The organism is Agrobacterium sp. rho-13.3 (assembly GCF_033957765.2).
In the GTDB taxonomy this organism is placed as follows: Bacteria; Pseudomonadota; Alphaproteobacteria; order Rhizobiales; family Rhizobiaceae; genus Agrobacterium.
Map to the genome: position 1 here is coordinate 512,836 of NZ_CP192774.1, position 12,793 is coordinate 525,628.

General features: G+C 57.1%; 16 protein-coding genes. 12 read left to right on the plus strand and 4 right to left on the minus strand.

Features of this window, described 5'->3' with window-relative positions:
* Nucleotides 1–61 precede the first annotated feature (61 nt).
* The 4 genes from RMR16_RS02425 to RMR16_RS02440 all read left to right on the plus strand — a co-directional run bounded on the left by RMR16_RS02425 (nucleotide 62) and on the right by RMR16_RS02440 (nucleotide 4,624).
* Nucleotides 62–1,687, plus strand: a complete 1,626-nt coding sequence (locus tag RMR16_RS02425; protein WP_320199142.1) for a cisplatin damage response ATP-dependent DNA ligase — start codon at nucleotides 62–64, stop codon at nucleotides 1,685–1,687.
* Between the two features lie 91 nt (nucleotides 1,688–1,778).
* Nucleotides 1,779–2,714 (plus strand): alpha/beta hydrolase family protein, encoded by a 936-nt coding sequence (locus RMR16_RS02430; RefSeq protein ID WP_320199143.1) that lies wholly within the window; start codon nucleotides 1,779–1,781, stop codon nucleotides 2,712–2,714.
* Between the two features lie 88 nt (nucleotides 2,715–2,802).
* Nucleotides 2,803–3,696: a L,D-transpeptidase gene (locus RMR16_RS02435; RefSeq protein ID WP_320199144.1), complete on the plus strand. Its 894-nt coding sequence runs from the start codon at nucleotides 2,803–2,805 to the stop codon at nucleotides 3,694–3,696.
* A 190-nt stretch (nucleotides 3,697–3,886) separates the two neighbouring features.
* Nucleotides 3,887–4,624: a L,D-transpeptidase gene (locus RMR16_RS02440; protein WP_413785971.1), complete on the plus strand. Its 738-nt coding sequence runs from the start codon at nucleotides 3,887–3,889 to the stop codon at nucleotides 4,622–4,624.
* Between the two features lie 68 nt (nucleotides 4,625–4,692).
* On the opposite strand, the gene RMR16_RS02445 is transcribed toward RMR16_RS02440, so the two are convergent.
* Both RMR16_RS02445 and RMR16_RS02450 read right to left on the minus strand, forming a co-directional pair.
* Nucleotides 4,693–5,535 carry a hypothetical protein gene (locus tag RMR16_RS02445; protein ID WP_320199146.1) on the minus strand — a complete coding sequence of 281 codons (843 nt, stop codon included), beginning with the start codon at nucleotides 5,533–5,535 and terminating at the stop codon, nucleotides 4,693–4,695.
* A 59-nt stretch (nucleotides 5,536–5,594) separates the two neighbouring features.
* A complete protein-coding gene (locus RMR16_RS02450) occupies nucleotides 5,595–6,047 on the minus strand; it encodes a MarR family winged helix-turn-helix transcriptional regulator (RefSeq protein ID WP_320199147.1) in 453 nt (150 codons plus the stop codon).
* 196 nt (nucleotides 6,048–6,243) lie between these two features.
* Here RMR16_RS02450 and RMR16_RS02455 point away from each other — a divergent pair, with 196 nt between their 5' ends.
* The 3 genes from RMR16_RS02455 to RMR16_RS02465 all read left to right on the plus strand — a co-directional run bounded on the left by RMR16_RS02455 (nucleotide 6,244) and on the right by RMR16_RS02465 (nucleotide 7,879).
* Complete coding sequence (locus RMR16_RS02455) at nucleotides 6,244–6,666, plus strand: organic hydroperoxide resistance protein (RefSeq protein ID WP_320199148.1); 423 nt, start codon at nucleotides 6,244–6,246, stop codon at nucleotides 6,664–6,666.
* Nucleotides 6,667–6,771: 105 nt separating this feature from the next.
* Complete coding sequence (locus RMR16_RS02460; protein WP_320199149.1) at nucleotides 6,772–7,155, plus strand: MbcA/ParS/Xre antitoxin family protein; 384 nt, start codon at nucleotides 6,772–6,774, stop codon at nucleotides 7,153–7,155.
* Nucleotides 7,115–7,879 carry an RES family NAD+ phosphorylase gene (locus RMR16_RS02465; RefSeq protein ID WP_320199150.1) on the plus strand — a complete coding sequence of 255 codons (765 nt, stop codon included), beginning with the start codon at nucleotides 7,115–7,117 and terminating at the stop codon, nucleotides 7,877–7,879. The genes RMR16_RS02460 and RMR16_RS02465 overlap by 41 nt, the downstream gene beginning before the upstream one ends.
* On the opposite strand, the gene RMR16_RS02470 is transcribed toward RMR16_RS02465, so the two are convergent.
* Entirely contained in the window at nucleotides 7,876–8,322 is a 447-nt protein-coding gene (locus tag RMR16_RS02470) for a MarR family winged helix-turn-helix transcriptional regulator (protein ID WP_320199151.1), read from the minus strand. The two genes, RMR16_RS02465 and RMR16_RS02470, sit on opposite strands and share 4 nt — an antisense overlap.
* 147 nt (nucleotides 8,323–8,469) lie before the next feature.
* On the opposite strand from RMR16_RS02470, the gene RMR16_RS02475 reads away from it, so the two are divergent.
* From RMR16_RS02475 to RMR16_RS02485, 3 genes are all read left to right on the plus strand, one after another.
* Nucleotides 8,470–9,198 (plus strand): DUF899 domain-containing protein, encoded by a 729-nt coding sequence (locus RMR16_RS02475; RefSeq protein ID WP_320199152.1) that lies wholly within the window; start codon nucleotides 8,470–8,472, stop codon nucleotides 9,196–9,198.
* Between the two features lie 124 nt (nucleotides 9,199–9,322).
* On the plus strand, nucleotides 9,323–9,811 hold the full coding sequence (locus RMR16_RS02480; protein WP_320199153.1) for a DUF1579 domain-containing protein: 489 nt from the start codon (nucleotides 9,323–9,325) through the stop codon (nucleotides 9,809–9,811).
* 12 nt (nucleotides 9,812–9,823) lie between these two features.
* Complete coding sequence (locus RMR16_RS02485; protein WP_320199154.1) at nucleotides 9,824–10,606, plus strand: VOC family protein; 783 nt, start codon at nucleotides 9,824–9,826, stop codon at nucleotides 10,604–10,606.
* Nucleotides 10,607–10,647: 41 nt separating this feature from the next.
* On the opposite strand, the gene RMR16_RS02490 is transcribed toward RMR16_RS02485, so the two are convergent.
* Nucleotides 10,648–11,544, minus strand: coding sequence for a LysR family transcriptional regulator (locus RMR16_RS02490; protein WP_320199155.1), 897 nt, complete (start codon nucleotides 11,542–11,544; stop codon nucleotides 10,648–10,650).
* A 127-nt stretch (nucleotides 11,545–11,671) separates the two neighbouring features.
* On the opposite strand from RMR16_RS02490, the gene RMR16_RS02495 reads away from it, so the two are divergent.
* Both RMR16_RS02495 and RMR16_RS02500 read left to right on the plus strand, forming a co-directional pair.
* Complete coding sequence (locus tag RMR16_RS02495; protein WP_320199156.1) at nucleotides 11,672–12,394, plus strand: SDR family oxidoreductase; 723 nt, start codon at nucleotides 11,672–11,674, stop codon at nucleotides 12,392–12,394.
* Nucleotides 12,395–12,406: 12 nt separating this feature from the next.
* Nucleotides 12,407–12,760 carry an Atu4866 domain-containing protein gene (locus RMR16_RS02500; RefSeq protein ID WP_320199157.1) on the plus strand — a complete coding sequence of 118 codons (354 nt, stop codon included), beginning with the start codon at nucleotides 12,407–12,409 and terminating at the stop codon, nucleotides 12,758–12,760.
* Nucleotides 12,761–12,793 lie beyond the last annotated feature (33 nt).

Sequence of the window (12,793 nt, forward strand, 5' to 3'; positions counted from 1 at the left end):
CTCCCCTTGTGTGGGAGATGCGCGGTAGGGCAGAAGGGGTTCTCTTGCGCGGTGAGGCCACATGAAAGCCTTCGCGACCCTCCTGGACCGCCTCGTCCTCACCCCATCCCGCAACGGCAAACTCAAACTGCTCACCGACTACTTCCGCGACACGCCCGACCCGGATCGGGGTTACGGCCTTGCGGCCATTGCCGGAACGTTGGACCTTAAAAGCGTCAAACCCGCGATGCTGCGCGAACTCGTTCTGGAACGCATGGACGAGGTGCTGTTCCGCTATTCCTATGATTACGTCGGCGATCTGGCCGAAACCATTTCTCTGGTGTGGGACACAAGCCAGACAGCCGACCAGCCTGAATTGACCGATCCGGGCCTTGGCGACGTCGTCACTTTGATGAATTCACTCGGGCGAACCGAGGTCCGCTCTGCTGTTCGCGATTTGCTGGACAGGCTGGAGACGTCCTCCCGTTTTGGCTTCCTGAAGCTCGTCACCGGTGGGCTGCGCATCGGCGTTTCCGCCCGCATGGCACGGCAGGCGCTGGCGGATTTTGCGGGCAGGGACATCACCGAGATCGAAACCCTGTGGCATGGTCTGACCCCGCCCTATGAGCCGCTGTTTGCATGGCTGGAGGGCAAGGCGGATCGCCCGGTTCTCGCCACGCCCGCCATCTTCCACTCCGTCATGCTGTCCACGCCGGTGGGTGACAATGACCTGACCAACCTCGACCCGAAGGACTTTGTCGCAGAGTGGAAGTGGGATGGCATTCGCGTGCAGCTTTCCCGCTCCGGCGATACGCGAAAACTCTATTCCCGGTCCGGTGACGATATTTCCGGCGCCTTCCCCGATGTTCTTGAGCAGATCAACTTCGAGGGCGTGATGGACGGCGAGTTGCTGATCGGCGGCACCGCCCGTTCCAACAGTTCCACCCGCACCTTCTCCGACCTTCAGCAACGCCTGAACCGCAAGACGGTGACGGGTCGGATGATCGAGGAGTATCCCGCCTTCATCCGCGCTTATGATCTCCTGTTCGAAGGCGAGGAGGATATTCGTGGCGAAGGCTTTTTGCAGCGCCGCGAAAAGCTCACGCACCTCATCGACAACGCCCCGCATGATCGCTTCGACCTTTCGCCGCTCGTACCTTTTTCAAGCTGGCAAGAGCTGGATGATCTGCGAAAAGCGCCGCCCGATGCCGTCATCGAAGGGGTGATGATCAAACGCAAGGACAGCATCTATCAGGCCGGGCGGGCCAAGGGGCCGTGGTTCAAATGGAAACGTGATCCTTACAACATCGATGCCGTGATGATGTACGCGCAGCGCGGCCACGGCAAACGCTCCAGCTATTATTCCGACTTCACCTTCGGTGTCTGGTCGGAAAATGAAGATGGCGAACAATTGGTGCCTGTTGGCAAGGCCTATTTCGGCTTTACCGATGCGGAGCTGGAAGTGCTGGATAAGTTCGTGCGCGACAACACGGTGGAGCGTTTCGGCCCGGTGCGCTCCGTGCGCGCCAAACCGGATTTCGGTTTTGTGTTGGAAATCGCTTTTGAGGGTATAAATCGCTCCAATCGCCACAAATCCGGCGTTGCCATGCGTTTTCCTCGAATCGCAAGACTGCGTGCCGACAAACTGCCATCAGAGGCAGATCGTTTGTCCACGCTGGTTGCGATGATTGATGAGAAGTCGGAATAGAATATGGCTGCTTCGCGAAACAGTGAGTGGACAATTGGATTGCTGAATGTTGAAATTGAAACGTGCGCAACGCTGACTTGGGTTATCGCATATGGAGGATAAAAACATATCCTGTTCCCCAAACGGCCTATCACGCCGCACGCTTCTAGCGGGAGCCGCCGGACTTTCTGTGGCGGCAGTGCTGCCGGGCGCAGCGCGTGCCAGTTTGACGATACCGGAAAGTTTGCCGTTGGAAACGCAGGACTATGCGGAGGCGCGCACGCATTTTCGCACCCGTTTGCTGCGCAGAATTTCTGCACCGGAACTGTCCGGGCCGCTTGGCACGCCACCAGGGGCTACGCGGGTGACATATCCCGGCGGGCCGCATGGCTCGATAGAGCTGGTTGCGTGGCTTTCACATTATGAACCATCGAAAAAGCTGAAACCGGCCGTTCTTTTTCTGCACGGTGGAAATGCCACGGGTGATGGGCATTGGGCGTTGATGAAGCCCTATTGGGACGCGGGTTATGTGGTTCTTTTGCCGTCATTTCGCGGTGAAAACGGCCAGAAGGGCGATTATTCCGGCTTTTACGATGAAACGGCGGATGCGCTGGCTGCGGCCTCCTATCTCGAAAACCTGCCGGGAATCGACAAGGACAGGCTGTTTTTAGCAGGACATTCAAATGGCGGCACATTATCGCTGCTGGCGTCCATGGCCCGTAAATTCCGGGCAGCGGTTCCCATGTCCGCTGGTGTCAATTCGTGGCGTTATTTCAACCGTTATTCCGATGAGCTTTGTTTTGACGATGCCAACCCGAAAGAGTTCATCATGCGCTCTTCGGTGTGTTTCGGGCCGAGCCTGAAATGCCCAACGCTGTTGTTGCGCGGCTCGGAAGAACGCCCCTTCGATGCGGACCATAAGCTTCTGATGAATCGTGTCCTTTCGGCAGGCATCATGATCGATAACATGGTGTTGCCCGGCACCCACAACGGCGTCGTGCCGGCTGCTGTGGCGCAAAGCATCCATTTCTTCGATCACTTCTCGTAAATGTCGCTGTAACCTGTCGGTTTCTCCAGCCTCGCGCCAGCCGGGCGAGTCATTGTCGCGCCAACGATGACTCCAGTGAAGCGGTTCAATGACAGTTCTACTCTTAAAAAGCTGCCGTCGCCTTGTGTCCCTGATGGCGCTTGCGCTCCTGCCATTTTTGAGCGGCTGCCTGTTGGTGACCGATACCAGCCGCATGAACCCGGATGTTTTCGTGCGGGAAACGGCGCCCGTGTTCAATTACAACAATGTCGGCTCCATTCCGCGCGAGCCGCTGCCACCGACGCCCGGTTCGATCAACAGCCGTCCGCCAGACCTCTTCCGTTCGCAGTTCCAGCAGCTTTACGGTCCGCCATCCACGGCCCGCCCAACAGGTTCGGGTCTATCGCCCGCCTACGGCAATAACACCGTTGGCTACGGTCTGCCGGTGTCCAATCCCCTGCACCGCGCCATGTATGACCAGGTCAGTGATGAAGGCCACACGCTGCCCGCCATTCCCTACAGCCGCGTCGATCCGCGTTTTCTGCGCCAGGAAGTACGCTACCAGACGGCGGAAGCGCCCGGCACGATCGTGGTCGATACCAAGCAGCATTTCCTCTATCTGGTGCAGTCGGATGGCAAAGCCGTTCGTTACGGTGTCGGGCTTGGCCGGGATGGTTACGCCTGGGCCGGTCGCGGCAAGATACAGTGGAAAGCAAAATGGCCGCGCTGGACGCCGCCGGATGAGATGGTGCAGCGACAACCGGAGCTGGCCTCCATCTCTGCTGCCAATGGCGGCATGGTTCCCGGTCTCAACAATCCGCTCGGTGCCCGGGCGCTTTACATTTTTAAGGATGGCAAAGATACGCTGTACCGCGTTCACGGCACGCCGGACTGGCAATCTGTGGGCAAGGCCACGTCATCCGGCTGCGTGCGGATGCTCAATCAGGATGTCATCGATCTGTTTGACCGGGTGCCCCAGGGTGCGCCAATTGTGGTTATCTGATCACGCACTCGAATAATGCTTGGTGAATGGGGCCATGTTGCAAAGGCGCAACTGGCCTTTAGTTATGTATTAACTACTATACCAATACGTGATCTGTCGTGGAACAAACGACGTACAGCGAAATTGAAGGACGGTTCTGCAAATCCGCGTAACCTTCGCCATTCGCTTCGATGTGAGAAAAAACGGCCTTATGATGAGCACCGACACAGATTTTTCCAGACGCACCTTTCTTTCCCTTCTTGGCCTTTCCTCTGCATCGCTTCTGGCGGGCTGCGCGTCTACGGGCGTCAGACCGTTCAATAGCGCGCAGCCGGGCGGTTTTGCAGGTGGTTTCGCGAGCGATGTTCGCCAGATGTTTTCGCCCGGCATTTCCGATGCCGAGCTGGCCGTGATGTATGGCACGGTTGAGGATGGCGGCTTCGTCATTCCGGCAGTGCCGTACCAGAAAATCGATTCCCGGTATTACCGCCAGCGCGTGGTAGACCCAACCGGCGAACGCCCCGGCACGATTGTCGTCGATACCCGTTCGCGCTTCCTTTATGTCGTTGAGCCGGGCGGTTCCGCCATGCGCTACGGCGTTGGCATCGGCCGCGAAGGTTTTGCATGGTCGGGTGAGGGCGTTATCCAGTGGCGTCAGAAATGGCCAAAATGGACCCCGCCAGACGAAATGGTGGCCCGCCAGCCAGAACTCGTAAAGTTTTCCTCCAAGAACGGCGGAATGCCACCGGGCCTCAAAAACCCGCTGGGCGCACGCGCGCTCTACATTTTCCAGAACGGTCAGGACACGCTGTATCGCCTGCACGGCAACCCGGAATGGAACTCCATCGGCAAGGCCGTGTCCTCCGGCTGCGTTCGCCTGATGAACCAGGATATCATCGATCTCTATGACCGCGTGCCGAATAAGGCGCGGGTTGTGGTTTGGCAGTAAGAACGAACTGTAAATCTGATGTCATAAAGCCGCAGGCGATCAAACATCGTCTGCGGCTTTATTTAATATTATTCGGTCATGGCGCGTCGGTCGTCTGGTATGGGATAGTGCTCTCCGTCATAGATCAGGCGCAGTATCTGCGGCTTGCTTGTGACGGTCGTGTCCTTGCAGCTCTGGTCTTTTTCGACAAAGCTGGTCTTTGTCGACTTCGTTTCAACTGTCATGATCTCCGCAAACTCGCGGGTTTTGTTCGCAGCCATGGAAAGCGTGGTCTGCTTGGACTGAAATTCACCGGCACAGTTGGTATCCCATTCGCCAGTCCTCTCCGAAACGATCATGCCGTCAAGCACGGGGCGAAGCGAACCCTTGTCGATAACGTAAAGCCACAAGCTCACATTATCATAAGGGTTTGGTCTCGAACTGTTTGCCGTGGATATGCGCAAGCCAAAGGCAATCTGGTCTTTCGCCAGCCTGTATGGCGCCGTGTCGAATTCGATTGCGCTGATGCTCACGGCATCGTCGGTCATTCTGTTGTCGAGAAGCAGGCGATGTTTCACCGCGTCAGTGGCCGTGTCGATGACCAGAAGCTCAAGGTCGCCCATCGTCCCGTCGTCGTTCGAGGACTTGATCAAAGGCACTGCGACCAGCGTGAGGTGCGGATTTGCTGGCCAGACACGGCATTTGATCATGTGCGGCGTGTCGCTGACGGTTTCGCCTTCTTTGATCGAGATTGTTGATCCGCCGAACTGAAATGTTTCGTCGTCACGCTTCGTCGCATCAGGATAGGCGTTATGGATAATGATCTCAGCTCTGCCATCGCAACTCGGACCATTTGCGGCCTGTGCCTTGTCCAGCCCAAGCAAGCCCAGGGTAGCGAATAATAGAACGACCCTGATAAATTGAGCAGGCATTGGTGAGTTCCATGAGGCTTGATTGGGTGCGCGTGACAGTACCGGGATCACCCCATGTTTCAAACCTGGTCCTTCACCAAATTCTCCTTCAGCGCATTCAGCCGATCCCGCAACTGCCCCAATTCCTCAAGGCTGCACCCCGTCGCCTCACCGATGGAGCGCATGACATTCGCTGCTTTTTTCTTCAAATCCGCACCTTCCGTCGTCAGCGCAATCACAACCTGCCGCTCATCCACCGTGCCGCGTTTGCGGGTTATCAGACCTGCCTGTTCCAGACGTTTTAGGAGCGGGGAGAGCGTGCCGGAATCGAGGCCGAGCATTTCGCCCAGGGTTTTGACGGTTGCCGTTTCTTTTTCCCACAGCGCCATCATCACCAGATATTGCGGATAGGTCAGGCCCAGAGGCTCCAGCAGCGGTTTATAGGCGCGGTTGAAGGCATGTGCGGCACCATAAAGCGCGAAGCATATTTGCACGTCCAGCCTCAAAAGGCCTTCCATCGTCCCGTCATCCATAATGTGAGCTCCAAAATGCGGCTGGACAGGGAACAATTTATCCCGTCACTCGGTTCCTGCCACATGCAAAATGCACAGCAATCTCTCATCCCTTATCGCAGAAGCCTGAAAATTTCTCAATGTGCAAAATTGTATTGCGCGCAATTTAATTGTGAGCTATATGGTATTCAACATCAACCCGAAGGAAGTAATTGACATGGCAATTCTCTACACCACCAAGGCAAGCGCAACAGGCGGCCGTGCAGGCAACGCCAAGTCTGAAGACGGCGTTCTGGACGTCACGCTGACCGTTCCCAAGGAATTGGGTGGCGACGGCGCAACCGGTACAAACCCTGAGCAGCTGTTTGCCGCCGGTTATTCCGCTTGCTTCCTCGGCGCGCTGAAAGCGGTCGGCGGCAAGGAGAAGGTAAAGATTCCTGAAGACACGACTGTGACGGCCACCGTGGGCATTGGCCCGCGTGACGATGGCACCGGCTTCGGCATCGACGTTTCCCTCAAGGTAAACATTCCCGGCATCGACAAGGACGTCGCAGAGGATTTGATCAAGAAGGCGCATATCGTTTGCCCTTACAGCCACGCGCTGCGCACCTCGACTGAAGTTCCAGTTTCTTTGGCGTAATTTCGTCCCCACGACTTGCGCTAAAGGGAAGGGCTGGCCCGTTGCCAGCCCTTCTTGTTTTTAGAAATAAATTTGCTATATTCTTTCCATGGAAAGGATTTTGCCATGAACATACAGATCAAGCCCGTTGCCGAACCGGTAGCGCAGGGCAGGGTGGTCACGAAGGCCGTGATTGCCGCCGCAGATCATCTCGGTCTCAACGCGGCGCGTCTTGCCGATGTTCTTGGCGTTTCCGCGCCCACCGTCTCACGCATGAAGCGGCAGGATTTTGTGCTGGAGCAGGGCAGCAAATCCTTCGAGCTGGCAGTCCTGCTCATTCGTGTTTTCCGTTCGCTGGATGCCATTGTCGGCGGTGATGAAGCCGTGGCGCGCACATGGCTGCGCAATCACAACGAAGCCTTGATGGCTGTTCCCGCAGAAAAAATCACCCAAATCACCGGATTGCTCGATGTCCTTGCCTATCTGGACGCTAGACGCGCTCCAATCTGAAACGCGTAAAATCTCCGGCCTCTGGTGGCGGTTGGTGGAGGCGCAACACCATGTCTCCACCATGAAGCTGGTCGACACTGTGGATGAGCAATCGCTGCTGGAAGATATTCTGGAAGGCAGCAAGCGCCGTTTTCCGCCGGAATGCGCTGGTCTGGATTATCTGCTTGCCACCCCGTTTCGGTATGATGCGGCCTATCCCTATGGCTCACGCTTCCGCCGAGCTGGATACACAAAGGGCGTTTATTATGCGGCGGCCAAGGTGGAAACGGCGCTGGCCGAAATGGCGTTTTATCGGCTGTTGTTCTACGCCGAATCACCTGCCACACCGTTTCCCGCCAATGCGGCGGAATACACCGCTTTTTCCGTCGAGATCGGCACCAGCGCAGCAATCGATCTGACGCTGCCGCCTTTGTCCGACAACGACGCCGTCTGGACACATCCCACCCAATACGAACCATGTCAGGCGCTTGCAGATGTGGCGCGAGAGGCGGAGGTCGAGGCGATCCTCTATCGTTCCGTGCGCGATCCCGAAGGCGGGCAGAATGTGGCACTTCTGACGCCGCTCGGTTTCAAGAAAAAACAGCCGGTGGAGCGGATAAGCTGGCGCATAAGACTGGCGAAAACCGGCATTCAGGCGCTCTGCGAATTTCCCATGCGGCGCATCGGGTTTGCCGTGGAGGATTTTGCTGGAGACCCGCGTATTGATCGTTTGCTGAATACCTAACCCAAATCCATCAAATCCCGCCGAAGCCGGTTGGCATCGCCACTTTCAATCTGTGCCTCCACCTCGCCATGAGTCCGCGTCCAGATGGGAACGGCAGACGCAAGCACGGCCACGCCTTGCGGTGTCAATCTCAGCCGCTTACCGCGCTTGTCCTTCGGGTCGGCTTCAATCGAAAGCAAACCGCGCTTTTCGAGTGGCTTTAGCGCTGCCGTCAGCGTGGTGCGGTCCATGGCCAGCAGGTTGGCGACTGGCCCCATGGGCGGCGGCTCTGGCCGGTTGAGAGACATCAGCAGCGAAAATTGTCCGTTCGTCAGGCCCACGGGCTTTAACGCCGCATCGAAACGGCGCGCCAAGGCGCGTGCAGCACGCTGCGCATGCAGGCACAGGCAGGTGTCACGCACCAGAAGAGTTGTCGCAAATGGAATCACGGCTGCATTTGACATCGTCGATTTATGTTGATATCAACCTAAATAGTCAAGCGAATTCCGTTGTCCGGCGCTCACCATTTCGCATCCGTGATGCACCAAATCCGTGCGCTGATCGTTATTCTCAATTCGCACTGACCGTGGAAGATCAAAGGAGGAATGATCATGCCGCATGCCGTTGTTTCCAGAGAGGAATGGTTGGAGGCCCGCAAGGCGCTTCTCGTTCAGGAAAAAGAACACACCCGCGCCCGTGATAGGTTGAATGAAGCGCGCCGCGCTTTGCCGTGGGAGCCGGTGACGAAGGAATATATCTTCGATACGCCATCCGGCCCGAAATCGCTGAAAGAACTCTTTGGTGATTGCAGCCAGCTGATTGTCTATCACTTCATGCTGGCGCCGGATTGGGAAGAGGGCTGCGTCGGCTGCTCATTCCTTGCCGACCATCTGGATGGTGCGATTGTTCACCTGAAACAAGGGGATGCCGCTTTCGTGGCCGCTTCCCGCGCGCCGCTGGACAAGATCGAGGCTTACAAAAAACGCATGGGCTGGAAATTCCCATGGGTGTCGGCCAGCGGCAGCGATTTCAATTATGATTATCAGGCCTCGTTCCGCGACGAAGACATCGCTTCCGGCACCATCAACTACAATTACACCGAGATGCCTGCCATGGGCGATCTGAAGGATCTGCACGGCACCAGCGTTTTTGCCAAGGGCGAGGACGGCAGGATTTACCACACCTATTCCACCTATGCCCGCGGCGCGGAGCAAACGCTGACGACTCTGATGCTGCTGGACCTCGTGCCTAAGGGCCGCAACGAGGAAGGCACCATGAACTGGGTGCGCCGCCACGATCAATATGAGGATGCGCCCAAGCCTGCCAGCTGCTGCCATTAGAGCATTTCCGCCTTTCTCTGAAACGCGAAAACGCTCTATCTATTTGTGTTTACGCATTGTCCGGACGCAAAACCGCTTCGCACTTTTGCTGGAAATGCTCTGAAATGCAAGGGAGGAGACGATGATGGAAAGCGCCAGACCGCAGAAGGAACACGCGTTCCTGCAACGCCTTGTCGGCGAATGGGAAATGGTGTCCAGCACGGGTTATGACAACTTCGATCCCGATGACCCCGAACAGCGTTTTACCGAATCGGTCCGCTCCATTGGCGGCGTGTGGATCATCAGTGACGGCAAGGGAAAGATGCCGGATGGCACGCCCATGGAAGCGGTCATCACACTCGGCTTCGATCCCGCCAAAGGCCAATATGTCGGCACCTGGGTTGGGTCGATGATGGCCAATCTGTGGGTCTACAAAGGGTGGCTGGAACCGGACGGCAAAACGCTGACGCTGGAGGCCGAAGGGCCGTCCTTTGATGGAACGCCCGGCACCTCGGTCTATCATGACGTTGTGACATTGCATGACGATAATCGCCGCAGCTTTTCCGGCAGTGTCCGCCAGCCGGATGGAAGCTTCAAGGAATTCATGTCTTCGGAATTACGCCGTAAACAATAACGGAGAAAAACAATGTCGGATTCGCATGGAAAGTTTATCTGGGCCGAATTGATGACGCCGGACAAGGATGTCGCAGGCCGATTTTACAGCCACGTTGTTGGCTGGCAGATCAAGGATTTCGGCTCACCCGAAATGGGCTATAAAATATTCGAGGCCAATGGCATTGGCGTCGGCGGCATGATGGAACTGACGGACCAGCACAAGGCCGAAGGCATTCCACCCAACTGGACGCGTTATGTCGCCGTGGATGATGTGGATGCCTCCGCCAAATTGTTCGAGGACAAGGGCGGTAAAATCATGCGCCCCCCCAGCGACATACCAGAGGTCGGACGTTTCGCCGTGGTGACAGACCCTTACGGCGCGGTGCTGTGCATCATGAAACCGTTGCCGATGGACGGTGGCACGAATTTTCCAGAAAACCCGCAGAGCCTTGCCGGCCATGTCGGCTGGAACGAGCTTTTCACCGATGATGTGGACGGCGCCATGGCCTTCTACAGCGATGTCTTCGGCTGGGCGAAAGACCATGACTTCGACATGGGCGAGATGGGTCCATACCGCATCTTCACCTATGACGGCAAACAGATCGGCGGCATCATGAAACGGATGCCGCAAATCCCGGTCTGCCATTGGGGATATTATTTCAACGTCGATGGCTTGGATGACGCCATAACCCGCGTCAGCACCGGCGGCGGCAAGGTCGTAAACGGCCCGATGCAGGTGCCTGGCGACATGTGGATCGTCAATTGCCAAGACCCGCAGGGCGCGTATTTCTCGCTGTTATCGCAGCGGAAATAACACCTCTGTTCAGGCGGGATCGTTCGCGAGCCGCGCTGATATCAGGCGCGTCTCGGCAAACGAACATGATCGATGAAAGCGCGCAGTTTCGGCGCCAGATTGCGGCGGCTGGGATAATAGAGATAGAAGCCCGCGAACGGGGGTGAGTAGTCTTCCAGCATGGAGATGAGCTGTCCGCTCTCCAGATAGGGGCGAAATGTCTCTTCCATTCCGAAAGTGATGCCAGCGCCGGCACAGGCGAGTTTTGTCATCAATTGCATGTCGTTGGTGGTAAATTCCGGCTGCACCGCCACGGCAAATTCCCGGTCATTCTCTGCAAACTCCCATCGATAGGGCGCAACGCCGGGGCGGGGACGCCAGCCTATACATTTGTGGCCGATCAGTTCGGCTGGATGCGAAGGCAATCCATGGCGATCCCTGTAGGCGGGCGAGCAGACTGCAAGCTGCCGCTGTTCTCCCGAAACCGGAACGGCAATCATATCCTGCGCGATCAGTTCACCCAGCCGCACCCCCGCATCATATTGCTCCGCGACGATATCGAATTCATCATCGGTGACGACGATGTCCAGTTGGACTTGCGGGTGCGCCTCGGCAAAACTTGCCAGCAGCGGGCCTGATAAAAACCGCTCCGCAATGGAGGACACGGCCAGCCGCAATTGTCCGCGCACGGCTCCACTCAGCGACGAAGCGGCCAGCGTTGCTTGTACCAGATTACCAATGGACGGAGACACGTCGGCATACAGTTGTTGCCCTGCTTCCGTCAGGCTCACACTGCGCGTCGTGCGCTGCACCAGCGCGATGCCCATCGTTTCTTCCAGCTTGCGGATGGTCTGGCTGACCGCAGAACGGGTGACGCCCAGCCGATCGGCAGCAGCCCGGAAATTGCGCTCTTCGGCGACCATGCAGAAAATGGAGAGTGCGTTGAGGTCAATGTTCATTGGTTAGAATTTCTACCCATTGAGGTTATGATTGAGATAGTTATCACGACAATGGCAAAGCTTTATCTCTGTTGCAACGGTGCTGCCCAGCGAAAACGGGCGGGCCGGAACATCAAGGAGATCAGTCATGACATTGAACAAAGTCGTTCTCATCACAGGTGCATCAAGCGGTATTGGCGCGGGCATCGCGCGTGAACTTGCCGCCGCAGGCGCAAAACTGGTCATCGGCGCACGCCGCATGGACCGTCTGGACGCCTTGGCGGACGAGCTTCGCCAGTCGGGCGCAGAGGTGATCACCCATCCGTTGAACGTGACGGACCGGGAAAGCGTTGCTGAATTTGCCGAGGCAGGCCGCAAGGCTTTCGGACGGATCGACGTCATCGTCAACAATGCCGGCGTCATGCCTTTGTCGCTGATGTCGTCACTCAAGGTGGCCGAGTGGGACCGCATGATCGACGTCAACATCAAGGGCGTGCTGTACGGCATTGCTGCCGTCTTGCCTGACATGACCAGCCGCCGTTCCGGCCAGATCATCAACATCGCCTCCATCGGCGCGCTTGCCGTTTCACCCACGGCTGCGGTCTATTGCGCGACCAAATTTGCGGTCCGCGCCATTTCCGATGGTTTGCGTCAGGAAAACAAGGATATCCGCGTCACCTGCATCCATCCCGGCGTGGTGGAAAGCGAACTGGCCGACACGATCACCGATCCCGCTGCTGCGGAACTGATGAAGGTCTACCGCGCAATCGCTCTCAAGCCCGACGCCATCGGAAGGGCCGTGCGCTTTGCCATCGAGCAACCGGACGACGTGGACATCAACGAAATCGTCGTTCGTCCCACCGCAGGTTAAGGAGGGATGGCGATGAGCATGGTTTCAACATCGATTGTTCTGGCCCTTGCGACAGCAGCCATCGATGCCAATTCACCAAGAACGAACTCCGGCATGGAGGCAAGCATGAGCAACCAAACGTCCCAGAAACAGACCCACCCTTATATCGGGATGTGGGTGACGGGCGATGGCCATATCCGTCAGGAGCTCTTGCCGAGCGGACGATATGACGAGGCGCGTGGCAACCGCAAAAGCGCCTATCAGGGCCGATATGAGGTCAAGGGAAATCATATCGACTATTGGGACGATACGGGTTTCACCGCCGATGGGGAGTTCATCGATGATGTGCTCCACCATGGCGGGATGATCTTCTATCGGGAGAAGTAGCCCCTTACGACGCAAACGCACTCCCCATCATTC

What these genes read in the sequence shown, in the direction of transcription:
- RMR16_RS02440 (WP_413785971.1), top strand. Translation starts at nt 3,887, where the DNA reads ATGATGAGCACCGACACAGATTTTTCCAGACGCACCTTTCTTTCCCTT.
- RMR16_RS02435 (WP_320199144.1), top strand. Translation starts at nt 2,803, where the DNA reads ATGACAGTTCTACTCTTAAAAAGCTGCCGTCGCCTTGTGTCCCTGATG.
- RMR16_RS02480 (WP_320199153.1), top strand. Translation starts at nt 9,323, where the DNA reads ATGGAAAGCGCCAGACCGCAGAAGGAACACGCGTTCCTGCAACGCCTT.
- RMR16_RS02455 (WP_320199148.1), top strand. Translation starts at nt 6,244, where the DNA reads ATGGCAATTCTCTACACCACCAAGGCAAGCGCAACAGGCGGCCGTGCA.
- RMR16_RS02495 (WP_320199156.1), top strand. Translation starts at nt 11,672, where the DNA reads ATGACATTGAACAAAGTCGTTCTCATCACAGGTGCATCAAGCGGTATT.
- RMR16_RS02465 (WP_320199150.1), top strand. Translation starts at nt 7,115, where the DNA reads ATGTCCTTGCCTATCTGGACGCTAGACGCGCTCCAATCTGAAACGCGT.
- RMR16_RS02470 (WP_320199151.1), bottom strand. Translation starts at nt 8,322, where the DNA reads ATGTCAAATGCAGCCGTGATTCCATTTGCGACAACTCTTCTGGTGCGT.
- RMR16_RS02425 (WP_320199142.1), top strand. Translation starts at nt 62, where the DNA reads ATGAAAGCCTTCGCGACCCTCCTGGACCGCCTCGTCCTCACCCCATCC.
- RMR16_RS02450 (WP_320199147.1), bottom strand. Translation starts at nt 6,047, where the DNA reads ATGGATGACGGGACGATGGAAGGCCTTTTGAGGCTGGACGTGCAAATA.
- RMR16_RS02490 (WP_320199155.1), bottom strand. Translation starts at nt 11,544, where the DNA reads ATGAACATTGACCTCAACGCACTCTCCATTTTCTGCATGGTCGCCGAA.
- RMR16_RS02500 (WP_320199157.1), top strand. Translation starts at nt 12,407, where the DNA reads ATGAGCATGGTTTCAACATCGATTGTTCTGGCCCTTGCGACAGCAGCC.
- RMR16_RS02475 (WP_320199152.1), top strand. Translation starts at nt 8,470, where the DNA reads ATGCCGCATGCCGTTGTTTCCAGAGAGGAATGGTTGGAGGCCCGCAAG.
- RMR16_RS02485 (WP_320199154.1), top strand. Translation starts at nt 9,824, where the DNA reads ATGTCGGATTCGCATGGAAAGTTTATCTGGGCCGAATTGATGACGCCG.
- RMR16_RS02445 (WP_320199146.1), bottom strand. Translation starts at nt 5,535, where the DNA reads ATGCCTGCTCAATTTATCAGGGTCGTTCTATTATTCGCTACCCTGGGC.
- RMR16_RS02460 (WP_320199149.1), top strand. Translation starts at nt 6,772, where the DNA reads ATGAACATACAGATCAAGCCCGTTGCCGAACCGGTAGCGCAGGGCAGG.
- RMR16_RS02430 (WP_320199143.1), top strand. Translation starts at nt 1,779, where the DNA reads ATGGAGGATAAAAACATATCCTGTTCCCCAAACGGCCTATCACGCCGC.